Annotated in this window: 22 protein-coding genes; 5 read left to right on the top strand and 17 right to left on the bottom strand. The window is 38.4% G+C overall.

What is annotated here, in order from left to right:
* Positions 1–61 precede the first annotated feature (61 nt).
* Both ACOVO2_RS24800 and nuoL read right to left on the bottom strand, forming a co-directional pair.
* On the bottom strand, positions 62–1,639 hold the full coding sequence (locus tag ACOVO2_RS24800) for a complex I subunit 4 family protein (protein ID WP_421772557.1): 1,578 nt from the start codon (positions 1,637–1,639) through the stop codon (positions 62–64).
* Positions 1,640–1,750: 111 nt separating this feature from the next.
* Positions 1,751–3,823, bottom strand: a complete 2,073-nt coding sequence (nuoL, locus tag ACOVO2_RS24805; protein WP_421772558.1) for an NADH-quinone oxidoreductase subunit L — start codon at positions 3,821–3,823, stop codon at positions 1,751–1,753.
* Between the two features lie 156 nt (positions 3,824–3,979).
* Between nuoL and ACOVO2_RS24810 the strand changes: the two genes are divergently transcribed.
* Entirely contained in the window at positions 3,980–4,348 is a 369-nt protein-coding gene (locus ACOVO2_RS24810; RefSeq protein WP_421772559.1) for a VOC family protein, read from the top strand.
* A gap of 1 nt (position 4,349) precedes the next feature.
* On the opposite strand, the gene ACOVO2_RS24815 is transcribed toward ACOVO2_RS24810, so the two are convergent.
* From ACOVO2_RS24815 to ACOVO2_RS24870, 12 genes are all read right to left on the bottom strand, one after another.
* A complete protein-coding gene (locus ACOVO2_RS24815) occupies positions 4,350–5,291 on the bottom strand; it encodes a formylglycine-generating enzyme family protein (RefSeq protein ID WP_421772560.1) in 942 nt (313 codons plus the stop codon).
* A gap of 83 nt (positions 5,292–5,374) precedes the next feature.
* Positions 5,375–7,246 (bottom strand): putative porin, encoded by a 1,872-nt coding sequence (locus ACOVO2_RS24820; RefSeq protein ID WP_421772561.1) that lies wholly within the window; start codon positions 7,244–7,246, stop codon positions 5,375–5,377.
* A 181-nt stretch (positions 7,247–7,427) separates the two neighbouring features.
* Positions 7,428–8,609, bottom strand: coding sequence for a chromate efflux transporter (chrA, locus tag ACOVO2_RS24825; RefSeq protein ID WP_421772562.1), 1,182 nt, complete (start codon positions 8,607–8,609; stop codon positions 7,428–7,430).
* A 114-nt stretch (positions 8,610–8,723) separates the two neighbouring features.
* Entirely contained in the window at positions 8,724–9,680 is a 957-nt protein-coding gene (locus tag ACOVO2_RS24830; RefSeq protein ID WP_421772563.1) for an isopenicillin N synthase family dioxygenase, read from the bottom strand.
* Between the two features lie 125 nt (positions 9,681–9,805).
* Positions 9,806–10,969, bottom strand: a complete 1,164-nt coding sequence (locus ACOVO2_RS24835) for a DUF819 domain-containing protein (protein ID WP_421772564.1) — start codon at positions 10,967–10,969, stop codon at positions 9,806–9,808.
* A 76-nt stretch (positions 10,970–11,045) separates the two neighbouring features.
* Positions 11,046–11,864, bottom strand: coding sequence for a DUF4405 domain-containing protein (locus tag ACOVO2_RS24840; protein ID WP_421772565.1), 819 nt, complete (start codon positions 11,862–11,864; stop codon positions 11,046–11,048).
* A 122-nt stretch (positions 11,865–11,986) separates the two neighbouring features.
* A complete protein-coding gene (locus tag ACOVO2_RS24845; protein ID WP_421772566.1) occupies positions 11,987–13,123 on the bottom strand; it encodes a PrpF domain-containing protein in 1,137 nt (378 codons plus the stop codon).
* 5 nt (positions 13,124–13,128) lie between these two features.
* A complete protein-coding gene (locus ACOVO2_RS24850) occupies positions 13,129–13,914 on the bottom strand; it encodes a DUF1932 domain-containing protein (RefSeq protein ID WP_421772567.1) in 786 nt (261 codons plus the stop codon).
* A gap of 21 nt (positions 13,915–13,935) precedes the next feature.
* Positions 13,936–14,547 (bottom strand): 4-carboxy-4-hydroxy-2-oxoadipate aldolase/oxaloacetate decarboxylase, encoded by a 612-nt coding sequence (locus ACOVO2_RS24855; protein ID WP_421772568.1) that lies wholly within the window; start codon positions 14,545–14,547, stop codon positions 13,936–13,938.
* Positions 14,548–14,625: 78 nt separating this feature from the next.
* The gene (locus ACOVO2_RS24860; protein WP_421772569.1) at positions 14,626–15,342 is read right to left on the bottom strand and encodes a PIG-L deacetylase family protein; all 717 of its coding nucleotides are present in this window, start codon (positions 15,340–15,342) and stop codon (positions 14,626–14,628) included.
* Between the two features lie 99 nt (positions 15,343–15,441).
* Positions 15,442–16,398, bottom strand: a complete 957-nt coding sequence (locus tag ACOVO2_RS24865) for a VOC family protein (protein ID WP_421772570.1) — start codon at positions 16,396–16,398, stop codon at positions 15,442–15,444.
* A gap of 54 nt (positions 16,399–16,452) precedes the next feature.
* The gene (locus ACOVO2_RS24870) at positions 16,453–17,895 is read right to left on the bottom strand and encodes a subtype B tannase (RefSeq protein WP_421772571.1); all 1,443 of its coding nucleotides are present in this window, start codon (positions 17,893–17,895) and stop codon (positions 16,453–16,455) included.
* A 115-nt stretch (positions 17,896–18,010) separates the two neighbouring features.
* Here ACOVO2_RS24870 and ACOVO2_RS24875 point away from each other — a divergent pair, with 115 nt between their 5' ends.
* Together ACOVO2_RS24875 and ACOVO2_RS24880 are read left to right on the top strand one after the other, a co-directional pair.
* Entirely contained in the window at positions 18,011–18,889 is an 879-nt protein-coding gene (locus ACOVO2_RS24875; protein WP_421772572.1) for a helix-turn-helix domain-containing protein, read from the top strand.
* Positions 18,890–18,926: 37 nt separating this feature from the next.
* Positions 18,927–19,796: a glycoside hydrolase family 16 protein gene (locus ACOVO2_RS24880; RefSeq protein WP_421772573.1), complete on the top strand. Its 870-nt coding sequence runs from the start codon at positions 18,927–18,929 to the stop codon at positions 19,794–19,796.
* Positions 19,797–19,859: 63 nt separating this feature from the next.
* Here the strand turns inward: ACOVO2_RS24880 and ACOVO2_RS24885 are convergent, their stop codons facing one another.
* Positions 19,860–21,761, bottom strand: coding sequence for a YgiQ family radical SAM protein (locus ACOVO2_RS24885; protein WP_421772574.1), 1,902 nt, complete (start codon positions 21,759–21,761; stop codon positions 19,860–19,862).
* Positions 21,762–22,123: 362 nt separating this feature from the next.
* On the opposite strand from ACOVO2_RS24885, the gene ACOVO2_RS24890 reads away from it, so the two are divergent.
* A complete protein-coding gene (locus ACOVO2_RS24890) occupies positions 22,124–22,615 on the top strand; it encodes a YMGG-like glycine zipper-containing protein (protein ID WP_421772575.1) in 492 nt (163 codons plus the stop codon).
* Between the two features lie 73 nt (positions 22,616–22,688).
* On the opposite strand, the gene ACOVO2_RS24895 is transcribed toward ACOVO2_RS24890, so the two are convergent.
* Together ACOVO2_RS24895 and ACOVO2_RS24900 are read right to left on the bottom strand one after the other, a co-directional pair.
* A complete protein-coding gene (locus ACOVO2_RS24895; RefSeq protein ID WP_421772576.1) occupies positions 22,689–23,357 on the bottom strand; it encodes a hypothetical protein in 669 nt (222 codons plus the stop codon).
* Positions 23,358–23,359: 2 nt separating this feature from the next.
* Positions 23,360–23,965, bottom strand: coding sequence for a hypothetical protein (locus ACOVO2_RS24900; protein ID WP_421772577.1), 606 nt, complete (start codon positions 23,963–23,965; stop codon positions 23,360–23,362).
* A gap of 256 nt (positions 23,966–24,221) precedes the next feature.
* Here ACOVO2_RS24900 and ACOVO2_RS24905 point away from each other — a divergent pair, with 256 nt between their 5' ends.
* Entirely contained in the window at positions 24,222–24,773 is a 552-nt protein-coding gene (locus ACOVO2_RS24905; RefSeq protein ID WP_421772578.1) for a hypothetical protein, read from the top strand.
* Positions 24,774–24,775: the final 2 nt, after the last annotated feature.

Genomic DNA, 24,775 nt, shown 5'->3' on the forward strand with positions numbered 1-24,775 from the left:
AATAAAGTAGCTAAAAATCGAACCACCGAAGCAGCCGAATGCTAATAGCTAACCACAAAATCTAAAACCCATTTAAAAAGGCCTTCACTGATTCACCTGAAATATCAAATATGAGACTTGGGAAAATTCCAAAAATAATCGATAGGGCCGCGAGCGAATAAAGCATAACTATTTCACGGAAATCAAGGTCTTTCATATTTTCTTCCTGATTGCGATTCGCCCAAAATGTTCCGAAAAACATTTTTTGTAATGTCCAGAGGAAGTAACCGGCCGAAAGTACAATTCCAAGCATAGCAAGCATCGAAACCCAATCTGGTAAAATTTCTGACTGAAAACCACCCATGATTGTGAAGAATTCTCCCATGAACCCCGGTAAAGTCGGCAAACCTAAAGCTCCAAAAAACGCCACCGTAACTGCCAATGTGAAATACGGCATGGCACTTGACAAACCTCTGAAATTTTCGATGAGTCGGTTATGTGTTCGGTCGTAGATAACTCCAGCCACCAAAAACAACATTGCCGAGACCAATCCATGACCAAACATCTGATAGATTGCTCCATTTACACCCTCAACGGTCATTGAAGCCAAACCTAAAAGCACAAATCCCATGTGGGAAATTGACGAATAGGCAATCATTTTCTTCAAATCCTCTTGAGCAAGGGCATTATAAGCACCATAAATAATTGAAATGACACCCGCCCCCGCTACTATATAAGTAAACTGATAAGCAATATCGGGGAAAAATCCATAAGCAATACGAATGAAACCATACGCCCCTACTTTCAATAAAATACCTGCTAAAACCACCGAAACAGGCGTTGGAGCTTCGACGTGAGCATCGGGCAGCCACGTATGAAATGGTACTGACGGTAGTTTTATACCGAAACCTACAATCAACAAAACAAAGGCAAAAAGTCTGGCGGGCATTCCAAAAATCATTTGCTTCTCAACTGGGTGCAAAATACTATGCGGAATGTAGTTTTTGAAATCTACCAGTTGACGAAAGTCAAAGGTATGTACAGTTCCGCCCATTTCTTGCGAGAAAAACGAATCTTGCACCGACATCGACAGTCCAATCATCACAATAAGAATGAAAATTGAGCCAACCAATGTGTAAATAAAGAACTTTATGGCAGCATATTCTCGACGTTCACCTCCCCAAATTCCGATTAGGAAATACATTGGAAGCAACATAAACTCGAAAAATAAAAAGAATAAGAAGAAATCAAGGGCGGCAAAACAACCGATAATACTTCCCGAAAGTAATAAATAAAGCGAATGATAGGCTTTTTGGCGGTATTCAATAGTAAATGAAGCAATCGAACCAATGAGCAAGACAATTCCCGAAAGTAAAACCATTGGCATATTGATTCCATCGACTCCCAAAAGGTAATCAATCGAAAGCACACCGAGGTTTCCGAGACTCATACGAATCCATTCGTGCTGCTCAACAAATTGATAATCAGACAATTGTCTATCAAAATTATTGTAGAGCGTAAAAATATTGAGCAAATTAATGACACTCACTATCAGCGAAATCCATCGAAATGAATCTCGGTAAGTGCTTGGCAATAACAACACCATTACCGAACCAGCAAGTGGCAGAAAAATGAGTGTTGAAAGTAAAAAATTATTCATGTTTTTATTAGACGACTGTCCATAGTCGATGGACGACAGTTTTTTTATAAGATAATTTTGTCAGACAATGACAGAGACTTGCTCTATGGTCTATTGACTATTGTCAGTGGACTAAAAAAGCAAAAGAATCATCATCAAAACCAAACAAACAAAAATCGTAATGATATATGTTTGGGCTTTACCATTCTGAATCTGACGAGTATATGAGCCAATTTTTGCCGTTGTGTTGGCAACCAAACCCACAAAACTATCAATGATATTTCTTTCCAACCAATGACTCAATGAAGCCCAAGCGATTGTCAGACTACCAACCGAATTTACTGCTCCATCAATTATCTTTCTATCAAAAAGATTGATTTTGGGGCTTATCCAAAGCAATGGTTTTACGAATATAGTTTGGTACAACTCACTCAAATAAAAGTTTTTGAATATAAACTTGGCAATCATTCCCCTTGGCTCAAGCTCCTCATTATCAATTCGATAGCTTTCTTCTTTCGTAAAAATATAGCCTAAAAGTACGCCATTAAGTGCCACCAAAATAGCAATGTATGCTACCCATTGATAACTTGTGGCTTCATGATGGAAAGTATGAAAAAACCAACTGCTTTCGGCCGAAAAAGGATTCAAAGCAAATACAAACCCGATGGAAGCGATAGCCATAACTATTGATGAAAGCTCCATTGGGCCAATTTTCGATAAGAAATCAAGTAGGTCACCTTCTTGTGCGTGTCTAAGCTCGGCTTGTTGGCGTTCTTCATCATCTTCCACATTCACAATTCCTTCAATACGTTTCGCCACATTTTTATAAAAACTTTTTGCACTTGATGAAATCAGTTCGAGTGGATTATCTTCTCGTTCTAAAAACACCAAAAATACTTGTCGCATCATGTAGTAAGCACTCATACCTGATACCACTAAACACACCGCAGGGATTATAAAGTATGCTTGCTTGGGTTGGCGTGATGCCCACTCAAAGGCAGCCACTACAATGGCATCTTTTGATAGAAATCCAGAGAAAAACGGAATCCCTGCCAATGCTGCGGCACAAATCGTGTAAGTATAATAAATGATAGGAATTTCTCGGCGGAGGTTACCCATTTTACGCATATCTTGCTCATGGTGCATGTGATGAATAACTGCACCTGCCGACAAAAACAAACCTGCTTTGAAAAATGCGTGCGTAACCAAGTGAAAAAGTGCCGTATTGACCGCTCCAACTCCGATGCCGACTACCATTAAACCTAATTGAGAAATGGTAGAAAAGGCCAAGAGTTTTTTAATATCGTATTGAACAAGTGCCGAACATGCCCCGAAAAACATGGTGAGCATACCCACAACGGCCATCACGATAAGTGTATCTGGAGATAGAATTGGTTCGATTCTGGCCATTAGAAAAATACCTGCAGCAACCATCGTAGCAGCGTGAATCAATGCCGAAACTGGCGTTGGGCCTTCCATGGCATCGGGTAGCCATACTTGCAAAGGTAACTGAGCAGATTTGGCGACACATCCACAAAAAAGCAATAAGCCAATGGTTGTAATTATCGGGCTATTTAATGAGGCAGCCGACATTACCTGTGCTTTATCGACGATTGTTGTTACATCGAGCGTACCAAAATATCTGTAAACCAACAATATCCCGATAAAAAAGCCGATATCTCCAATTCTGTTCACCAAAAATGCCTTCATAGCGGCATTGGTCGCTGATTTTTTCTCATACCAAAACCCAACCAACAAATACGAACACAGCCCCACCAATTCCCAAAACATGAAAATCATCAAGAGATTCCCCGAAATCACAATGCCAATCATGGCTAAAATGAAAAGATTGAGATAGGCATAATATCGACCAAAGCTTGGGTCGCCTTGCATGTATTTGAGAGAAAAGACCTGTACCCAAAGTGCTATAAATTGCACCAAAAAGTACATCAAATACGTGAGGTCATTGAGCAGAATATCAATCGTAAAGAGTTTATCGCTGATATAAAACCAATTGTACGAGATAACATCACCCGAAATATCACTCAAGCGAATACCCATCGAGAAAAGTACGCCAATAAAATTAATAAGTATGGAAAGTAAACCAATGGATTGTTCACTCAGTTGATTTCGTTTGTACAACAAAAACGAAAAACCGAATAAATAAAACAATATATTGATTAAAATGACTAATTCAGCAGACATCCAATAGTGGTCTTTTTTTGCAAATATCCGACCTTATAAGCGATAATGCAAAAATGAAGCCGAATTTTATATAAGAAAAACACACGAAAGCGATTTATGTTTTAGTAAAAAATGATAAGTTTGTAACATAATCTCTATTTAACCTACCATAATAGTATGAAAAAGCCCTTTTTAGGATTACGCACCACTATCTACAGAGTTTCGGATATTACTGAAGCAAAAAATTGGTATAGCAATATTTTAGGCTTCGAGCCTTATTTCGACGAGCCTTTTTATGTGGGTTATAATGTAGCTGGCTACGAACTCGGCCTACAACCCGATGAAAAAAATGATGCAAAAGCTGATGGAGTAATTACGTATTGGGGCGTTGAAAACGTTGAAGAAAAGTACAATGAATTACTGGTAGCAGGGGCTACAACTTTTGAAGCTCCTACCGAAGTTGGCGGAGGAATAATTGTGGCAGCAGTAAAAGACCCTTGGGATAATGTTTTTGGTATTATTTACAACCCACATTTTAGTTTGTAGGCTATTTCACACATCGAAAACCTACGTGCATTAACGAAGTTTCGGGCGAAGTAAAAGAGCGTCCCGAAACTCGATACCCATGACACCAACCTGGCTCGCATAAAAATGAGCCACCTCTTTCTACTTTTTCAAGCGTATCGGTTGGCATTATTCCGTTGGCAATATCGGCATAGTTGATTTTCCAGTTATCGCACCATTGCCATACATTTCCTGTCATATCTGTCAGGCCAAGTGGCGTTTTTCCAAAATGTCCAACGGGCGAAGTGTAGAAAAAGCCATCGGTATTTTTATTAAAATCAGGAAAAACGCCATTCCAAGTATTGGCAAGTGGTTTACCTTCTTTAGTGATATCATTGCCAAATGGGTAAATTGTTCGGTCGTTTTTGGCATTTCGGGCGGCGTGTTCCCATTCTATCTCTGAAGGTAGTCTTTTGCCAGCCCATTTTGCGTATGCAGCGGCATCATACCAAGAAACTTGCGTAACTGGATGATTATCAGGTGCTTTAGGTTGGCCTTTTCCGAGGGGATATTCCCAGTTAGCTCCTTTTTTCAGCGTCCAACCTTTAGTATCTTTATCAAAAAAACCTCCATCACCAAAGTTTTCGGCGTAGGTTTTATAGTTGGTTGCTTTTATAAATTCACGAAACTGAGCTACAGTTACGGGCGAAATATCCATAAAAAATGGTTTTACCTCTGCCCAAAACATGGGCCTTTCAAAATCCATTCCATCAGTTGTACCGATTTGTGTATATCCGCCTGGCACATAAACCATTCCTGCGGGAATGACTAAATCTTTAGGTATTTCTTGCTTCGGAAAGTTTTTGGGAGCTTCTTTTAAGATTTTTATAGTTGGAGAGAAATCAAAAGAGGTTTGTTCTGACTTTTTTTCAGAATTGCAGGAGAGAGTAAGAGAAGTTAGAAGAAATATAAGTGTATTTTTCATTTTTTCACCACTAAGAAACAAAGGAACACTAAGCTACACTTAGCTTTTTTAGTTTTTGTACCGTTAATGCAATGGTTAAAATCCTAATCAAAAAGTGGCCAATTCACTCCCAAAAAGAAAGTACGTCTCAAACCTGGATAAGTTGAACTTACGTAATATCCATTACTTGGAAAACCTTGATTGACATGAGCAAATTTAAAGAAAAGTCTAACCTTATTGATTTTCAAATCAGCAAAAACATCAGCTACTGGAGTTCCCCAAACTTTTTGCTGGTCTTGCAAAAAGAACTGACGAGTAAGTGGCATAAAATTATTGGCAAAATAAGCCGAACGATAATATATTTCAACGCCTGCATTGATACGCAGCACTTTTGCGTAAATAAATTCGTAAGAAATCGTTGTATTATTAGCAAATTTTGGTGTTGGGAGTCGGTTTTCGGCTGTATTAGCTGTGTAATATGATTGATTGGCAATCAATAATCTTTTCCAACGATACTCTACGCCAAGGCCTACTCTAAAAACATTGATTGCTGATGAATCCTGTCTTACTTGAGCCTTTGTGTCGTAATAAATAAAGTTGGTAATAAGTGAATTATAAGCACTTGGAGAAAGTACAAAATTGCCCTTTTGCAAACTTGTAGAAGCATAAAGGTTAGTTGTAAAGGTTTTTGCGAGCGTTTTGTTCCAATCGTAGGCAATACTTGTAAACTTCTCATCTAAGATATTGGGTGGCACTCTCAAAATCGAAACTCCCGCCTTTATTCGGGGGCTTAAATATTCAGCTTGAAGTCTCAGATTTCCTAACGTATTAACCGCACCAAGTTCAGCTTCTGCATATACTCTTCTGACGCTATCAGGAAAGAAATAATTTGCCCATCCGCCCACGAGGGTTTCGGCATTTAACTTATCTGGCAAATAATTGCCCGAATCAGACCTCATCTTGTAAAAACGCTGACGTAAATATAATCGATAAGCAAAACCTTTATAGATACCTTTAATTCCGAACTTATTTTCGAGTAGATTATAGCGTAAATCCATCGAAAGGGTATCCTTAACACTCTTCGGAATAACCTGATAAAATCCTGCTTTATCAGATGAATCAGCTCCAAATTTCACATCAGTATATAAATCTCGGCGTTTCTGATAATCTAAAATATGATAAACCTGAAAACCATTCGTGAGTTTATACTGATGATAAACGTGTAATTCATTTCGCCAATCTCGTGAAGTTGCCCCAGTAAGCTTCGACAGGAAATCTCGGTAATTTCCTAAACTACTTTCTGCCACAAAAGTACTTGTATCGGATAATGGTTTGATGCCGCCTTGTTCGAGCGGAGCATGATTAAAGTGATTATAACTACCAAGAATAATATACTTGCCGTTTTTCGACTCATAATTTGAATGTAGCATCACCGCCCAACTATCAACCAATCGTTCTTCTCGGGTTTGTGGAGCTCCATATTGCTTAGAAGAAGATAAGCGTCTTACATCAAGTGTGGCGTTGAGTCGAGGTTTAATATTTTGAGAATGCGTAAAGTGCATGATGCCCGTTCCTCCACCCGACTGCACATAATTTACATTCGTATAAGGCGATTTTGTATTAAAATAAGTAGTTTTTCGCACATCAAAGGCATAAGCTCCGTAAGTCGAATAACCCAAGTTTTTAGCAATATCGGTTGTGGGAATAAAGAACAGAGGTTTTATGGCAGTACCAAGATTACCTAAATCTTGATAAAGTTGTCCGCTACGAAGATTAAAATCAAATAGATGGAAGTTTGTAAGCGTGGTGTCTGGATTATAAAAAGTCTTGCGGTTATTTAAAATATCGTCTTCGAGGATATATTTGACGGTCTTGGTACTGTAAACTTGTTTGGTAGAATCATCAAGGATTTGGGCAAACGAAAACCCATAAACCATTGACAATAAAAATGTTATAAATATATGTTTTTTGTTCATCTAAATATTCAAAAGCTAAAATAGCGGTATATTACCAACGAATCGAGAGATTTGTTCCACAAATTATAACGCAATTTACGGCAAATCTTTGAAAGGAGGGTGAAGAAAAGATTGTTAATTGTTGTTAAAGATAATGATGCATGAGTAAGTCATGGTGATTTGTGCTGTTTATCAAACCTTTTCAAATTATCACCCAGCCCAAAAACAAACCGATAAAAATGATAATGTAAGTTGGAACGAGTCGGGTTTGTAGCAGAATAAGCGTAAGAACAATTGTCAAATCAGCCACTAAATCAAAGGCCATTGGTCGGTAAAGCGATAAGGCCGCTGCTGCTGTCAGACCAGTACTGGCGGCATTGATACCTTCGAGTGAAGCTCTGATTCCACGATATTTTTTGAGTTCATTCCAAAATCGTATCACAAAGAAGATGAGAAATGTGCCAGGTAGAAAAATGCCGACTGAAGCAACAATACTTCCCAAAACTTCGCCACTCGTCCCCCACTCCCGCATAGATAAAGCTCCAACAAAAGCCGAAATCGAAAAGACAGGGCCCGGGGCAACTTCTACGATTGCAACGCCCGACAAAAACTCATCAGGAGATAAATAATGCTTAAACTCAACAAATTCATTATAGAGAAGTGGCTTCAAAATATGTCCACCCCCAAAAGCTAAACTGCCATTTCGATAAAAATTTTCAAAAAGTCTGACGGGTAAATTATTAGTAATTTTACCTAAAACCACCGAAAACATAAACACACCCAACCAAAGAAAGAAATTCGACCATTCGACTTTGATTGGCTGTTTTTCCATTTTTTCTTGCTCGCCAAACTTAAATGAGGTGGCTAAACCTCCCAACAAAATCCAGATTGGTGTAATGTACGGTGAAGGGAATACGAAAGCAGCAATGGCAGCCAAAAGCATCAAAAAAATACTCGTTTTGGTTTTGATTACTTTCACTCCAATCGAAAAAGCAGCAAAAATAATAAACGCCACACCCATCGGTTTGATGAATCGAGTGAGGTTTGTGAGTTGGTCTTTTTCTACATAAGTTACTCCCAAAGCAGCCAAAGTCATAAGTAATGTGCCTGGAAGTATCCAAACCAGAAGCGTAAGATAGGCTAAACTTGCACCACCCAATCGAAAACCTATGGCCGTGATGGTTTGGGTTGAAGTTGGGCCTGGTAAGACTTGACACAGAGCTTGGAGTTCGAGAATTTCGGCTTCGGTGATGTAATTGTGTTTTTTCACGAGTCTGTCTAAAAACATCGTCAAGTGTACTTGCGGACCACCAAAACAGGTGAGAGCAAGTATCAGTACGTCTTTCAAGAAAATGATATAACGAATCTGACGAGTTTTAGCCATATTTGGGGAAAATGTTTTTACCACTTAAGAAATAAAAGATACACTAAGCTACACCAAGAAAATGCTTAGTGTAACTTAGTGTGCTTAGTGCCTAAGTGGTGAAATTTTAAATTCTTATTTCTTAAACCCTAATTCACGCAAACGCTCAGCCAAAAATTCGCCCGCCGTCATGTTTTCGTAGCGGCGTGGATTTTCGGCATCAATGCAAGATTCCAAGCAAGTCAAATCCATATCTGCACGTGGGTGCATAAAGAATGGAATTGAGAAGCGTGACGTCTTCATTTTTTCACGTGGTGGATTTACCACTCGGTGAATGGTTGATTTTAATTTATGATTGGTCAGACGGTCGAGCATATCACCAACGTTGATGATGATTTGCTCAGGCAATGCCGTTACGGCAATCCATTTTCCATCCAAACGCAACACTTCCAAGCCTTCGGCCGAAGCCCCCATCAAAAGCGTAATCAAATTAATATCGCCATGAGCAGCGGCACGTACGGCACCTTCGGGCAAAGCATCTGGATTTTCGATAGGAAAATAGTGCAATGCACGCAAAATACTATCTCCATTACGTACTTTTTCCTCGAAGAAATCTTCTGGAAGGTCTAAATACAAAGCAATGGCACGCAAAAGTGTCTTTCCTGTATTTTCAAAAGTCTTATAAACTTCGGTTGTATATTGCTCAAATTCGGGTACTTCAGCAGGGAAAATATTTGATGGCATATCTCCTTCAACCACTGGCTGACCAACGTGATAAAATTCTTTCAAATCAGGTTTTGTAAAACCTTTAGCGGTTTCTTTGCCTTTTCCTACATACCCACGCTGACCAAGTAGTTCGGGAAACTCATATTTGGTTTTGTTTTCGTCGGGTTGGTAAAAAAACTTCTGCACCGCAGCATAGAGTTTTTCACGAAGCTCGTCTGAAAGTCCATGATTTTTTATAGCTACAAAACCAATAGTATTAAAAGCAGCACCGAGGTCCTGAACGAATTTATTTTTACGAGCGTCATCGCCAGAGGTAAAGTCCGCCAAATCAAGCGACGGGATTGAATCAAGAAGTGTTTGTTCCATAAGATGAAGATTTTTTGGCAAAAGTAAGGAAAATCATTGATTGTGTGAAATGAGAAATATCACAAACGCATTTTGTAGATTTTCCGCTACCCATATACTTTACTGATAGTGACTAAGTTTTTTACTCAAAACCAACCCGAATTTCTCAATATTTCTGCAATTAATATTCCCCAATAAGTTCCGGTTGCATTTCCTAAAGCCCCAACTAAAATTCCAGGCAATGTAAGGTCGGTTCGATTAAGGCTTCTCGAAAGTGCCATTGCCGAAGCAGAGCCACCTACATTGGCTTGTGAGGCAATCGAAACGATGTCCCAGTCTTGCTTGAATAATGCTCCAAGCCCATAAATGATGAGACCATGAACAGCAACCAAAATAGTAACGAGTACCAATAAAACAATAGCCAAAGCTCCATCTTTGAGCAATGCTGGCACATCACAATACGCCCCGATTACTGCCAAAAACAAATAAACGCCCAATAAACCAAGCAATTTATGCCCTTTCAGACGATTGACAGCAGGGATTTGTGCCAAAATCAAGGCAATAGTTGTTAGCCACAAAATAGTTGGAACTTGTGGAATCTGACTACTCAACCAAGTTGAAAGACGAATTCCGACCAAACTGATTGCTATCAAAAATGCCAAATCAAATGGACGTACACTTTCAATATCGGAAGTATAATGGTGCGTTTCGGCTTGTGTTTCTTCCGTTACTTCCATTAATGCTTTTCTCGGAAATTTCTTATTCAAAATCTGCGGCAAAGCCAGTGTGGCAATTACCCAAAGAGCAGTGATGATATTATCGGCAACGGTAGCGGCCGAAAAAAGACTTCCTTGCTGAGAAACACCATAGTGCAAAGCAACGGCATTGAAATTGATACTTCCACCGATGTATGTACCTGTGTACATTCCCCCAATTGCGTAAAACATTTCACCGATTTGAGATTTACCACTAACCAACCACATAGCTACCAAAGCACCAATCATGGTGGCAAATGAGCCAATCAGAAACATCGTGAGCATTGGTTTTCCAGCTTTTTTGAGGCTACTGAGATTGACGTTGAGCAACATCAAGAAAATAGAAAGTGGAGCAATATAAGCAAAAATACCATCGTAAAGAGGCGTGGCAGGAGTTGATGCTGGAATGATTCCCAGATTTGCAACGATAGCTGTCAGGATTATCACCATCAGTCCCGTACCGACGTGTCGGAAAAACGGTTTCTGACAAAGCCATTCTGAAATGACAATATTCAGGCATAAAATGGCCAAAATCGAAAGTGTATCGCTGAACATGAGCTGGCTTTGGGTTTAAATAAAAGAATTGAGACACAAGAAAACACTTATGTCTCAATTCTCATATTTTTATCGATTATATTTCAACTAAAGCACTCTTAATCAAAGTATTGTCTTTTGATTTTAGCTTAAATACATCGCCATTTGCTTTACTAACTGCGGCCTCGTAAAGCTCAACTTTATCTTTGCTTTTTACTTCAAGAATTACAAAAAACTGACCTTTTGCTAAGGTATTGGTTTTCAATACGAAATTATCATGAGGGGTTTCTCTATCAAAATTTGGCGTTTTAGTTTTTGCTTTGCCCGACCAAGTACTGAGCGTTTCAGCTTTGAAATCGGCAATATCAAAATGTCCTTCTCGGGCTTCTTCTTCATCCGCTGGCATTGCGGCAGTTTTGGCAGGAACAAACAAGTTCTCTACAAAATTATGAGCAGAATCTTCGACCCAAACTGCCACTACTGGAAGCTCAGTTTCTTTATTTTTCTGAATCAAGATGCTCAACGGAGTTCCTTGAGTTTCTTTATTCGTAACTACCTCGTTAAAAGTCAGTTGCTCAGGTTTTGGTGGTCTTTTTGCGGCAAAAACTCTTCCTGCTTCGGCAACTGGCTCTAATAATTCGGTTGCGGCAGCTGCTAAAATTACGACGAAGGCAATTCCCGAAATGATTAATTCTTTTTGGATTTTTCCACTCTTGCGTTCTTTTGAATATCCCGTAATCGAAGACCAGTTATTGATGATGTGAAAAATAGCAAAACCTACGAAAATCAACCCAAAAATAGTGTGGGTTATTTCGACGGCATGGGCTTTTTGCTTGACATACAACAAAATACCTGTGACAGATAGTGCTAAAAATGCAAAGGCAACAGAAAGACTGATAAGATTTTTTTTCTTCATTTAGGTAAAACAATTTGGTTATTTTTCATAAATGTAATAGAATTAGATGAATCAAAAAAAACCAATCGACATTCGGGGTACTTTTTTAGATAGAATAAATAGAACAACCTATAAATGAGGTTTCAGTCAGGAATATACACCTCGCCCCTACTTAAAATACGAGCCGTACGAATAACACCTGATTTGAGAATTTGAATATTGTTTGTTGGTGATAGGTTACTGTTTATGGGTAATTTATATTCTAGGTTAACAGTAAATTCGCCCGAAGGATGCTCGATGGATAATCTTGAATGTTGAATTGTTAATGGTGAATGATTTTTATCCAAAAATATGTTTTCATCAAGCATTAACCATTTATCATTTAACATTAAAAAAGCTGTGGCCACCGAAACCGCTGCCAAGACCCCAATAGCTTCATGCACAACGTGCGGAATGAACATTCTGGTATTAATGGCTCCGCCATTTTCGGGTGGAGATACTAAGCACATCTTTGGAATTGTTTGGTCTTTTACATCACCCAAATTCATTAAATATCCAGCTTTTTGTCTTATTTGCTCAATTTTTTGTCGGAGTGGCTCATTGGCTTCTAAAACCTCTTTACTTTCATTGCCCACAAGTCCAAAATCAGATGCTCGCATGATGACGATAGGCATTCCGTTATCAATACAAGTCGCTTCGATTCCTTCGATGATATCTGTTGCATTACCCGTTGGAAGTAATGCTCCACAAGTTGAGCCAACAGTATCTAAATAATTACAAATAATCGGAGCGGCAGTACCAACCACGCCATCAACTTTAGCATCGCCTTTATTTTCGATAATTCCATGAGGTGTTTGCACAACCACTTCACAAATGCCGCCAGTATTCATAATATTTATTTTAGCAGAAGTTGATGGGTGTTTAGCTTCAATCATACCCGTTTCGATAGCAAAATGCACAATTCCTGCTAAAATATTTCCGCAGGTTTGGGTAGTAGAAACCTTACCTTTACCGACTACTACTTGAACAAAATGGTAATCTAAATCGGCTGGGCGGCATCCCGCATTGGGATTTTCTGATTTACTAATGATTGCTACTTTACTTGTCAGAGAAGTTGCACCACCCAAACCGTCAATTTGTCGAGGGTCGCCTTCGGTTGTGCCTTCCATCGCCAAAAGTAAAATTTTGTTTCTTTCGACTTCATCTTTTGGTAAATCATCTGCCTTGAAATATAAGCCTTTTGATGAACCACCACGAATTTGGTAAAATGGAATTTTCATAAAATTCACTTTAGTTCACTTAATTTTTCTAAGTTATTTCTCGTGCCTTTGGTTACAATCGGCTCAATACCTTTGGCTTCGAGCATTTCAATTACTGCCTCCATTTCGTGCATTCTACGAATAGCATGAGTACGGCTTCCCTCCACAAAACGGTCAATCAACTCATCATTTCCACCAATCAATGAACTAATTTGTCCTCTAATATAACTTTCCATACCAAAGGCTTCACCTGCTTCCATCGCTTCGCACACTACGGCAGCAATGCCTTTATAGACAATCGAACGAAGCAGTTTTCGGGTAGCAGCATCGCCAATTTGACTATTTTCTAAAATCTTTAAGTCGAGATTTAAAGGTTTTACTTTTTCAAAAAATTCATCAGCAAATTCACCTGAAGCCAATAAAGGTGTCATCATTCCTTTGGGTGGAACGGGAGCCATAATTGCCAAATCAATTACTTTGACACCCGAAGGCTTTAAGACTTGAGCAATTTTTATCTTTTTTTCTGGCCCAGAAGTATTCATTTCGCAGAAAAACTGGTGAGGTTGCAAAAAATTCGCTAATTCTTCTGCAATTTGTATCGAAACCGATGAAAGATTTGCACTGAAAATTATATCTGCGTCTTTTACAGCTTCGACATTACTATCCTTTACTGTAATTGAATTATCTAATTTTCTAATCGGATTGGGGTCATAGGCAGTCACTTCAGCACCCAATTTCGTTAAATCATTGGCAAAATGAGAGCCTGCTTCACCAAGACCAAGAATAGCTATTTTTAATTTTTCATTATTCATTTCACATTCTCTATTTATGAATTACCAGCCAAATTTCTCTCTCCAACCATAAATATCAATCGAGACTCTGCCTTTTCTGAGTTCGGCACGTGTGCGTTCTTCCTTAGCTTCACGAGCCATTGCTTTTTCGATGGTTTCTTCGATTCTATTTTGTGGAACTACCACCACACCATCACGGTCGCCTACCACAATATCCCCCGGATTTATCAAAACATCGCCAATAATTATCGGTTCGTTGAGCGTTCCATCACCATGATTTGAAGTACCACGAATACACAAACCTCTCGAAAAAACAGGAAAACCCATTGCTTCAATATCATCGGCATCACGCACACAAGCATCTATTACTAAGCCATTTATACCTTTTGTTTTTGCTCCAAGGCTCATCAAATCTCCCCAATATCCAGCTTCATAAAATCCAGAAGTATTGGCAATCAAAACATCACCCGCCTGAGCATAGGCGTAGGCACGGTGCAACAATACATTATCCCGTGGCATAGTTTGTATGGTATAAGCAGGCCCACAAACTTTCATTTCTTTGGCAATTGGCTTGATGCCAGAAGGTAAATATCCTTTATTCCCCAAAGCCTCGCAAATGGTAGCGGCTGAGAATTTAGATAATTCTTTATACATTGTTTGATGAATGGTTTATTTGGTTAGGGGCTATCAGAAAAACCAATTTTCCAATAACAAATAACCAGTAGCGAATAACTAAAATATCGAATTTGTCACTCTTGGTAAATGGCTTTGGAATGCTTCGGCAAATTTCACCTCTTTTTTACCTGAAATTCTACGTGCGTGGTTAGCTCTTCTTCCGCCCAATTCGGTGTAGTATTCTACCAAATATTTCTGAGCTCCCATACAATTCATGGCGGCAATCTTTTTATCGAAAACCGAAGAAATATCAACGAAAGTATCGGGTTTGAAATCGCAAATTTCGGGTTGATGCGGCTCAAACGAATACCACGCTGGCGGGTCGATGTTTTTGAATGCACTGGCCACTCCTGCTCCACACGAAAGCAATCTTGCCCGTTCGGTAGCTTGGTATGCCAACGGATGGTCGGGGTTGAATGGGTCTTTGGCAGTATGCGTAAGTATAACGGTTGGCTCAAAATCGCCAATAATTTTAGTTAATTGTGCAATTCTTTCGTCAGAAATCAGCATCGGGTAGTCGCCCCAATCTAAAAACACAATGGGTGTTCCGAAAATATCGGCGGCTTGTTGAGCTTGTGCTTTACGAATGATTTTTACACTTTCTTCGCTTCGATTAGGGTCTTCTTTCCAAAGTTCCCCTGATTCGCCACGCTCTCCAAAAGAAAGGCAAACCACGAGGGTTTCTGCTCCTTGTTCAACACTTTTTGCGATTGTGCCTCCGCTTCGCCAAACAAAATCGGCTGAATGAGCAGAGATGACTAATAATTTATTCATGTCTTTTATTTTTTTATCTTTACAAATCTGAGTTCAATGAATGGCACGCTGATGACGCTGATACTTCGTAACGCTGAATTTTACGGATTTTTTTTAATTCTAAATCAACTCTTCTGGCATTGGATTTCCTCTGGTATGGAAACTTTCTACGGTTTTTAGTCCCCATGCTTGGCCTTTCATACGTTCTTCTTTGTTCCAAACTACGGTTTCGTAATCTGGGTCGAGAATAAGTCGGGCTGAGGCATTGGCTACTTCAATTCTATTGCCTCCTGGTTCGTAGAGATATAAGAAAAACGTTTGCTGAATAGCGTGTTTATGCGGGCCTGTTTCTATAAAAACACCATTTTCGAGAGCAATATCAGCGGCAATCAGGATTTCTTCTCTGCTATTTGTGGCAAATGTGAGGTGGTGTAAACGACCATTCAAACCGCTGTGGTCTTCGGTTATGGCCAAATCATACGATTTATTATTGACCGAAACCCAAACGCCTTTAGGGCCATCTTCAAATTCAATTCTTTCTGTATTTCGGCCACCCAAAACACCAAATTGAAAATCGGAAAATGCCCGAATGTCTTTTGCCAAAAGGTTCAAGTGGTCAATTCTACGCACATTTACCCCACGTGCTGGATACTTACTATTGGTATTTTTCAAAGCAGATTGCATATCACCTTCGGCTTTATATTTATGGGTATCGAAATAAATTTCGCACAAATGTCCATCTGGATAACGGAAGCGATAGGCCTTTCCATAACCACATTCGTGGTCAACCCAGCCAATGCCTAAACCTGTGGTTTCAATGGCTTTTACTCGACTTTCGAGCGATTCTCGACTTCTGGCTCTCCACGCAAAATGCCCGATTCCGCTGTGTTTGTGGGCAGTTAGTTTCAACGAATGATGTTCATAATCGTCATACGCCCGAAGGTATGCCGAATCTCCATCAGTTTCGGTAATGTACATGCCGAGTATTTCGGTAAAAAACCGAATACTTTCTTCCAATTTTGGCGTAAGAAGCTCAACATGAGCCAGATGGGCGAGTTCCCAAGTGATGTTATTCATTGTTTATTTTTTTGTTTGTAAAGACATTGCATGAAACATCTCTACGTAATGTTATTACTTACAAATTTTGTCCATCCAAACAAATAATTCTTCCAAGTCATAATCTCCCGAATGTGGTACACCCCAAGGTAAAGCAAAATCAACTTTGAAACCTTTATTTTGTAAAGTTGTTGCCAAAATTATAGATACTGCAAAACCCGTATCTTTATCTTTTGCACCGTGACGGACTCTCCAATTTTTAGCCGTTTTGGCTTGTTTATCGCCCACATAATTCATTGGATTCATCATTTTTATCGTCTGTTTGTCGGCTATTGTGGCATTTGGGTCTTTTGAATGTGTGGAAGAATAATCAGTAAAATGACGATTTTCAATCGAAGTAGTACCGAAAAGGTTGTTTTCAAACGATTTATTGTCGAGAGCATCAAAAGCGGGCGGAGTTTTCATACGTTCGAGATATACCATGTAGGCATCAAAATCGACTGAAAGTACTTTCCCATCTTTGATTTCGAAGGCATTAATTTTTGATAAATCTGTTCCCGATGACAAGGCTTTTTGAGCCGAAGCAACGATGTATGATTTTACTAATTCTTTGAAGTTACCATTCCCATCGGCATCTAAAGTCAGTTTTATGCCTGCCTCATTTTTTAGATTCAGGCTATTGAGATAATTCGGAAAAGCCGCCTTTAAATCATCAGAAACTTTGATAGATTCGGCATCTAAAACGCCCGATTTACCTCTAAAATTAAAAGAGTGTATTTTATTCAACTGCCATTCGTAGGCCATATCAGCATTTTCAAGATTGGTGATTGGACAATAAGCTGAAACAGCAAAAATATCATCGGTAGCATTGGCAGCTCCAAGAGCCTTCAGAAAAGGTTCATAATCAGCGTGATTACCCGTTGCACCCAGTAAAGTTGACATCGCCCCACCCGCACTTGTGCCGTTAGAGATAATCTTATTGGCATTTCCAGCCATAATTTTATCATTGAACTTTAGGTATCGAATTGCTGCTTTTAAATCTACAATTCCAGCTGGGGCTTTGCCTGTCAATTCCCCTTTCTCATTTTTATTAATCCTACCTCTCGCACCAGCCGAAGCCACAATATAACCTTTTGAAAGAGCGGTTATAACTGTTTTATTATTGTTCGGGAAGCCCCCTCTTTGTTCTGGAACTATAAAAGTAGCTGGTACAGCAGGCATGTATCCACCCACACGATTTGGAAAAAAAATCGGAGCAGTCTCGGCAATGTATCCGTTGATGGAGCCACCATTAAAATATTCTTCTGGTATGTAAATATTCAAAATTTGGTGCGTTAAATCTACAGGATTTGCCACATACACAATTCTTTCATAAGCCCTAACTTTGATAGTTTTACCGTTGAAATCTTGTGTTTGAACTTCATATTTTGTGGCATCAAATTGTAGCTTATCTTGTGCATTCGAGTCAGTGAAACTGAAAAATAAACTAATAAGGCTGCCAAGTAGGTAGATTTTCATATTAATGAATGAGGTATAAAATGCGTTGTAATTATTTTTACAAATTTCTTGACTTTTAATAACATTAATAGGAAACTATTTTTACTTTTATAGATAAAAATCAAACATTGACTCAATGAAACAAGAAAAGAATATCCTCAACTTTGATGGGCTTTATGGCGATGATTATGGACGTTATTCATCGGAATATATATTCTTAGAATTAATAGCTACTCGTAGCCAAACATTCGACTGGAGTATCAAACCACACATACATACACAGCTTTTTCAAGTATTTATTTTACAAAAAGGCTCACTTTTGTTCCAAGAAGCTACGAAACAGCAAGAACTTCATGCACCGTGTATTATGCTGATACCTCCTACAAAACTGCACGGATTGGTTTATACACCCAATGTTGAAGGTTATATCTTGACACTTTCGGAGAGCATTATGGAGGATATTTTTAAAACATCAAATCCGATTTGGCAAACTTATGAAGACATCAGGATTTTGAATAGTTTTGAAGAAGAAATTTCTTTTGAACAGCTTCTACGAATCTTAGTAAACATCGAAATAGAGTTATTTAGAGAAAACCCCGAACGCTTCTTGATGTTACGTTCATATCTTACGCAGTTTTTTATTTATCTGCATCGGCTCAATAAGCAAGTGGAAGCTCAAAAAGGAGATTCGTTGATGATGATACATTTCCGCAAATTTCAGCAAAACATCAAGCATTCTGAATACCCCAAAAGTATTCCCGAATTTGCCGATGAACTCAATATTACGCCCGTGCATCTGAATCGGATTTGTAAGGCCGTAGCTGGAAAATCGGCCATCGAATTAGTTCACCAAAACCTCATTCATGAAGCTCAGAAATACCTACTACATACTTCGTATTCGATTTCAGAAATTGCATATTTGCTCAAATTTGAATACCCCAATTATTTTGCGAAGTTGTTTAAAAAATACGTTGGGACGTCGCCCAATGAGTTTAGGTTGCAGGATAGGAAATGAGGAAATTTCTTACATTTGTAAAACTTAAATTTCTTTTATGAAAAATATCTTTCTTCTGATTCTAAGTATTTCTAAAATATTTGGGCAAAGTCTAAACCCTCAACTCCCCGATTTCAGCGAAGCTAAACCCATTGAAGGAATGAAGCTCGTCTGGCAAGATGAATTTAATGAAAATGGAAAACCTAACCCTAAGTTTTGGAAATCAGAAAAAGGCTTTGTCAGAAACGAAGAATTACAATGGTATCAAGAAGAAAATGCCAATTGCCAAAATGGTGTCTTGCTGATTGAAGGCAAAAGAGTGCAAATTCCAAACCCAAACTATGAGGAAGGAAATGCAAGTTGGCGAAAAAATAGAAAAGAAATCAATTTTACGTCGGCCAGTATTCAGACCAAAGGCTTGCAAGAATGGCAATTTGGCACTTTCATTATCAGAGCTAAAATCGATACAACGCTTGGCTCATGGCCAGCAATCTGGACGTTAGGGAATGCGGGAGAATGGCCATCGAATGGTGAAATTGATTTGATGGAATTTTATCGGGTAAAATCCGAACCAACAATCTTGGCCAATGTGGCCTACGGAACAGGCAAACAATATGTAGCTAAATGGGACGACTCAAAAACGAACTTGAAACATTTTACCGACAAAAATAAAGATTGGGTAAAACAATTTCATATTTGGCGAATGGATTGGACACCCGAAAGTATCAATCTGTATTTAGATGATGAATTGCTCAACTCTACTTCGCTTTCAGAAACCATCAACCCCGATGGTAAAAACCCATTTTTACAGCCACATTTTCTATTGCTAAACTTGGCAATTGGTGGACAAAATGGTGGAGAACCAAAGTCCGAAACCAAGTTAATCAAATATGAAGTTGATTATGTGAGGGTTTATCAGAAACAGTAATTCTTAATAGTATATAAAACAAACGATGGCAAGGTTTTGAACCTTGCCATCGTTAAAAAAATATTACCATTTCTTCTTTTTCTTCTTCTTATCTCCTACCGCCATAGATTGAACTTGCTGCTCTTTTTTCTTCGGACTTGCCAGTAATCTATCTGCCAAATCTGGGCGATTCAATTTGTGTAGTCGGCTGCGAATCCAGCTTCTAAATTCGGGTTTATACCAAAAAAAGAAGCGATTTTGAGCCAATTTTTCTTCACGAGTTTTGGCAGTTTTGATGGGTTGAAGCGTGTAAGGATGTACGCCCGTATAATAAATCACCTCCGCTACCGTCATTGGGGTTGGTGTGAAATCTTGTACTTGCTCCAACTGAAAACCTAAATCTTTGGTTTCAGCAGCCAAATTTGCCATATCGGCCTCCTCACAACCTGGGTGAGAAGAAATAAAATATGGAATTAACGGCTGCTTCAGATTATGCTTATCTTGAATCTTGTCGTATTTTTCCTTGAATTTTCTGAAATACTTAAACGAAGGCTTACGCATTACCCGCAAAGTATCATCTGATGTATGCTCTGGTGCAACTTTCAATCGCCCCGAAACGTGGCGAGTAACCAACTGCTCCATGTATTCGTCGTGATTGCCGTCTTTGTTATTTTTATTAAAATCATCGACCAACAAATCGTATCGTACACCCGAACCCACAAAAGCTTTTTTGATTTCGGGATGAGCATCTACTTTTCGGTAAATTTCGGTAATTGGCTTGTGCGAAGTATCAAGATTCGAGCAAATAACTGGGTGAATGCAACTCGGAGCTTGGCAACGATTACAGATTGACTCATCTTTACCTTTCATCTTATACATATTGGCCGATGGCCCACCCAAATCTGAGATATAACCTTTAAACTCAGGGTGTTTTACCAATTCTTCCACTTCTTTCATAATCGAAGTTTCGGAACGAGAAGCAATAAACTTGCCTTGGTGAGCCGAAATCGTACAGAAACTACAACCACCAAAACACCCGCGGTGCATATTTATCGAAAACTTAATCATTTCGTAAGCAGGAATCGGCCCACGATTTTTGTATTTCGGATGTGGCAAACGGGTATATGGTAAATCAAACGATTGGTCGATTTCCTTTTCTTCCATTGTCTTGAATGGCGGATTTATCACCAATGTCTTATCTCCTACTTTCTGCAAAATTCGGTTCGCCTGCCATTTATTCGACTCTACCTCTACAACCTTAAAATTAGAAGCGTATTTGAGTTTATCTTGCAAACAAACCTCATGGCTTGCAATTTCTACCGAACTCCAACCTTTATGCTCAGGAATATCATCGTGCGATTCGTGCAAATAAGCAATCTGATTGATATCTCTTACTTGCTCAAAAGTTTCACCATTTTTCAAGCGACTCAACAACTCGCGTAGTGGCTGCTCACCCATACCATAAACCAACATATCAGCCTCAGAATCAGCCAAGATTGTTGGCATCAACTCATCTTTCCAATAATCGTAGTGGGTCACACGGCGAAGCGAAGCCTCGATTCCACCAATCAAAACTGGTACATCGGGATAGAGCTGCTTTAAAATTTTGGAATAAACAGTGGTAGCATAATCGGGTCTGAAACCCGCTTCGCCACCTGGTGTGTAGGAGTCGTTGGAGCGTAAACGCTTGTTGGCAGTATAATGATTCACCATCGAATCCATGCAGCCAGCCGTTACGCCAAAGAAGTATTTGGGTTTACCAAATTTCTTGAAATCACGCAAATCGTCTTGCCAGTTTGGCTGTGCCACGATTGCAATTCTGAAGCCTTCGCTTTCTATAATCCTGCCGATTACGGCTGTTCCAAAAGCGGGGTGGTCAACGTAGGCATCGCCCGAAATCAATACTACATCTACATCAGTCCAGCCTCTTTTTTCAACCTCTTTTTTGGTAAGCGGCAACCAGTCGGTTATTGGTCTTTCTATCATATAAATAGTCTGTAATTTTTGGTTCACCGTCGGCAGTTATTGCCAAATGCTCCCCAAAAGCTATTTAGTTGTTTGATTGACTATACAATCTTATCAACTTTCTGCAAAATTACGCAAATTCTACTTAGGTTAACTAAAATTACTCGGATTTGGTTTGAGGTTTGCTCTAAATGAGAAAATTTTGATAAGATAAAAGAAAAACACCGCCCTATACAATTAATAAATCATATCGCCCTCCCCTTTTCGGGGAATATTTTCCCCAGTTTGTTACACAATATAGTCGCCTTACAAGGTGGAACAATAATTTCAGAATGAAAAACAAATTGATTCAGTAATTATCTAACACTAAAATATATACTATCATGAAAAAAGTAATTTTGATTTTAATGACGCTCACAGGCATATACGGTTGTAATACAAAATCGACTAACTCAGATGCTGAAATTGCAAAAGCCAAACAAGCGGCCGTAGATTCGATGAAGCAAGTAAATTTGATTAGTCAACAACAAAGACAAATAGATTCGTTGAAAAACGTAGCTGAGGCTAAACCAAATAATGTGAATACTGCGGCAACAGCCTCTTCGGCAAATGCCTATACTTCAAGCTCAAGAAGCACAACTCCGACAGCCCCTGTAAGTTATGCAAGTAATACGAGAAAGAAAAAAATGAGTAATGTAGCCAAAGGTGCAATTATCGGTGCTGGTGTTGGAGCTGTAACTGGTGCAGTTGTATCTAAAAAGAAAGGCCAAGGTGCAGTTATCGGTGGCGTAGTTGGTGCTGGTGCAGGTGCTGGCGTTGGTGCAGTCATTGATAAGAAACAAAGACAAAAAGAGACTGATATTTATTTTAGATAATTCTGCAGCATAATTTAAAAAAGAGAGATAAGCCGATAATCTCTCTTTTTTGTTGTTGGGGTATTTATGGGCTTCATTCTGTTACTTCAAAAAAATACGTATTTCTTTCATTTTTCTGCTTCTCGGTGTAGTATTTTTCAGTGCCTCGCTTTTCTGATTTAGTCAATTTATCATAAATCGCCCAATTTGTATCTTCGGGCTTGAAAGCATAAAGTAGATATGAATTTTCACTTTGGCATGAATTCTTTTGACAATTACTATTATTCACACCAGGATTAATATTACCTCCAAATGTCAAACTAAAAATACCTACATTCGAGCATACAATTCCGAATTTTAATTCACTTTCATCGGGATAGCCAAATCGCATTCCAAAATCGACTAAAAAGCCATCATTATAGCTTGAAATGGAGTAATTTATCAAACTTCCTTTTTGGGTCACAATTTGAAAATTATTCAGAAAATCGGTGGCGTTAAAGTTTTTTCTCCAAGCCTCCATTCTTGCCGAAAGCGTGTAAGAGGCATTCTGGAATGTGTACTCTTTGTTTGTTTTGGTCTCTCTAAGAGTAGGGTTTGGTTTTATTTCAATCCATAGAGTATCGTTTTTTGTTAAGATTGCACCTTTTGCAGAAATATTTATGGGCGTTTCAAAATATTTACTGTTAGAAATATACTTTGGACGGCAAGCTCCACAAAATAGACCAATTATCATTAAAAAAATGCGTAATCCTCCAGTTTTCATAATCATTTGCCTACTTTAAAGAAATAGTATTGCTCTAAACGAAAATCTGCTTCGGTCTTTACATTCAAATTCTTGAAGAAAGTTTCGTTGGCAGCCTTATCTGGCCAAGAAAAAGTTAGCGTTCCATAAAAGGTTTTATTATTATCAATAAAATTCATTTGTCCACCACCAAGAAAATAATCTGTCTGATTATTGGCTACTTGTGTACTCGAAAAGTTAGATAAACTAAAACCAAAAACGCCCTCTCGTTTCATCAAAAAACCAATTTTTATTTTGTAAACTTTTTGTAAGTTTTCAAAATTCATCAAATAATTAAGCTGACCTACTTTTTCTTGTTTATTAAAAATTCTACCATTTTTGAGAATGATTTCAAAAAATTGACTTTGCATAAACCTTCCTGGTTCGGTCAGATTAGATATATTAAAACTAAAATTGGCATTCAAATCATTGATTGAAGAATTTCCTTTGAGTTTACTGAGTAATTCTTGTTCGGTAAAAGAGGTTTCTAACCAAATTGTATCACCAACCGAAATTTGAAACGATTTTGCTTGCAGTATTATCGGAAAATCTGGTCTTTCTTTGAGCGTATAGGTTACTTCCTTCGGCATGATATCATCGGGTGGGCGACAACTGCTTATAAGGATATACAACAATGATAAAAGAAGCAAGATAGATTTCATCGAATAAACCGCAGTAGAAATGCTGTGCAAATAATCATAAACATACAATCTTTAAGTTTATGTTGAACAAACTTTTATCTAAATATTTATTGTACGGTTAAGTTTTTTTGATAATTATATAACAACAAATTAAGCAATATGACGTTTTATAAGCCTGAATTCAGTTTTATCGAATCCCTTTTTAATGAAACAACTAACTCTTTTTATTCTTTCGCTCATTACTTTTACATCGTGCCGAAAAGAATTTGCCAGCTTTCAGAAGTCTCCAAACATCAACTACGCTGCCAAGAAAATGCCCATAGAAATTCCTCTCGAAGTCGTTAATCCCGAACAACCAAATCTGATTGCTTCTACCCAAAATTCGTTTACCTTTACTGAATCAAAGGAAGCTTTTCAGTCAGAAAATAATGAAATAAGTACTCAAAATACACAAATCAATGATGATGGAGGAAGAAAAAAACGAAAAAAAATAAGCAAAAAACAAGAAACTTTTTTTGAAAAAATATTCCCAAATCAGCATTCAAAAGACAAAAAAACTCTAAAAAAACGCCGAAAACCAGTTCCACTTAATTCTACGATTTATACTGGCTTTATCATCTTAGGTATCGCTATTTTACTTGCTTTGGTTTCGCTCAACTCGCTTTCATTACTTTTTGGAGTGGCGGCTATTCTTTTTCTTTATTTAGGTTTCAAAAAATATTTCCGAAAGAAACGCCGACGTGATATTTTTAGATAAGC

Origin of the sequence: Emticicia sp., from assembly GCF_049241225.1 — a bacterium.
Taxonomy (GTDB): domain Bacteria; phylum Bacteroidota; class Bacteroidia; order Cytophagales; family Spirosomataceae; genus Emticicia.

Bases quoted from the DNA above. Each gene is read 5' to 3' on its own strand.
- ACOVO2_RS24800 (WP_421772557.1), bottom strand. From the start codon at position 1,639: ATGAATAATTTTTTACTTTCAACACTCATTTTTCTGCCACTTGCTGGT.
- nuoL (WP_421772558.1), bottom strand. From the start codon at position 3,823: ATGTCTGCTGAATTAGTCATTTTAATCAATATATTGTTTTATTTATTC.
- ACOVO2_RS24810 (WP_421772559.1), top strand. From the start codon at position 3,980: ATGAAAAAGCCCTTTTTAGGATTACGCACCACTATCTACAGAGTTTCG.
- ACOVO2_RS24815 (WP_421772560.1), bottom strand. From the start codon at position 5,291: ATGAAAAATACACTTATATTTCTTCTAACTTCTCTTACTCTCTCCTGC.
- ACOVO2_RS24820 (WP_421772561.1), bottom strand. From the start codon at position 7,246: ATGAACAAAAAACATATATTTATAACATTTTTATTGTCAATGGTTTAT.
- chrA (WP_421772562.1), bottom strand. From the start codon at position 8,609: ATGGCTAAAACTCGTCAGATTCGTTATATCATTTTCTTGAAAGACGTA.
- ACOVO2_RS24830 (WP_421772563.1), bottom strand. From the start codon at position 9,680: ATGGAACAAACACTTCTTGATTCAATCCCGTCGCTTGATTTGGCGGAC.
- ACOVO2_RS24835 (WP_421772564.1), bottom strand. From the start codon at position 10,969: ATGTTCAGCGATACACTTTCGATTTTGGCCATTTTATGCCTGAATATT.
- ACOVO2_RS24840 (WP_421772565.1), bottom strand. From the start codon at position 11,864: ATGAAGAAAAAAAATCTTATCAGTCTTTCTGTTGCCTTTGCATTTTTA.
- ACOVO2_RS24845 (WP_421772566.1), bottom strand. From the start codon at position 13,123: ATGAAAATTCCATTTTACCAAATTCGTGGTGGTTCATCAAAAGGCTTA.
- ACOVO2_RS24850 (WP_421772567.1), bottom strand. From the start codon at position 13,914: ATGAATAATGAAAAATTAAAAATAGCTATTCTTGGTCTTGGTGAAGCA.
- ACOVO2_RS24855 (WP_421772568.1), bottom strand. From the start codon at position 14,547: ATGTATAAAGAATTATCTAAATTCTCAGCCGCTACCATTTGCGAGGCT.
- ACOVO2_RS24860 (WP_421772569.1), bottom strand. From the start codon at position 15,342: ATGAATAAATTATTAGTCATCTCTGCTCATTCAGCCGATTTTGTTTGG.
- ACOVO2_RS24865 (WP_421772570.1), bottom strand. From the start codon at position 16,398: ATGAATAACATCACTTGGGAACTCGCCCATCTGGCTCATGTTGAGCTT.
- ACOVO2_RS24870 (WP_421772571.1), bottom strand. From the start codon at position 17,895: ATGAAAATCTACCTACTTGGCAGCCTTATTAGTTTATTTTTCAGTTTC.
- ACOVO2_RS24875 (WP_421772572.1), top strand. From the start codon at position 18,011: ATGAAACAAGAAAAGAATATCCTCAACTTTGATGGGCTTTATGGCGAT.
- ACOVO2_RS24880 (WP_421772573.1), top strand. From the start codon at position 18,927: ATGAAAAATATCTTTCTTCTGATTCTAAGTATTTCTAAAATATTTGGG.
- ACOVO2_RS24885 (WP_421772574.1), bottom strand. From the start codon at position 21,761: ATGATAGAAAGACCAATAACCGACTGGTTGCCGCTTACCAAAAAAGAG.
- ACOVO2_RS24890 (WP_421772575.1), top strand. From the start codon at position 22,124: ATGAAAAAAGTAATTTTGATTTTAATGACGCTCACAGGCATATACGGT.
- ACOVO2_RS24895 (WP_421772576.1), bottom strand. From the start codon at position 23,357: ATGAAAACTGGAGGATTACGCATTTTTTTAATGATAATTGGTCTATTT.
- ACOVO2_RS24900 (WP_421772577.1), bottom strand. From the start codon at position 23,965: ATGCCGAAGGAAGTAACCTATACGCTCAAAGAAAGACCAGATTTTCCG.
- ACOVO2_RS24905 (WP_421772578.1), top strand. From the start codon at position 24,222: ATGAAACAACTAACTCTTTTTATTCTTTCGCTCATTACTTTTACATCG.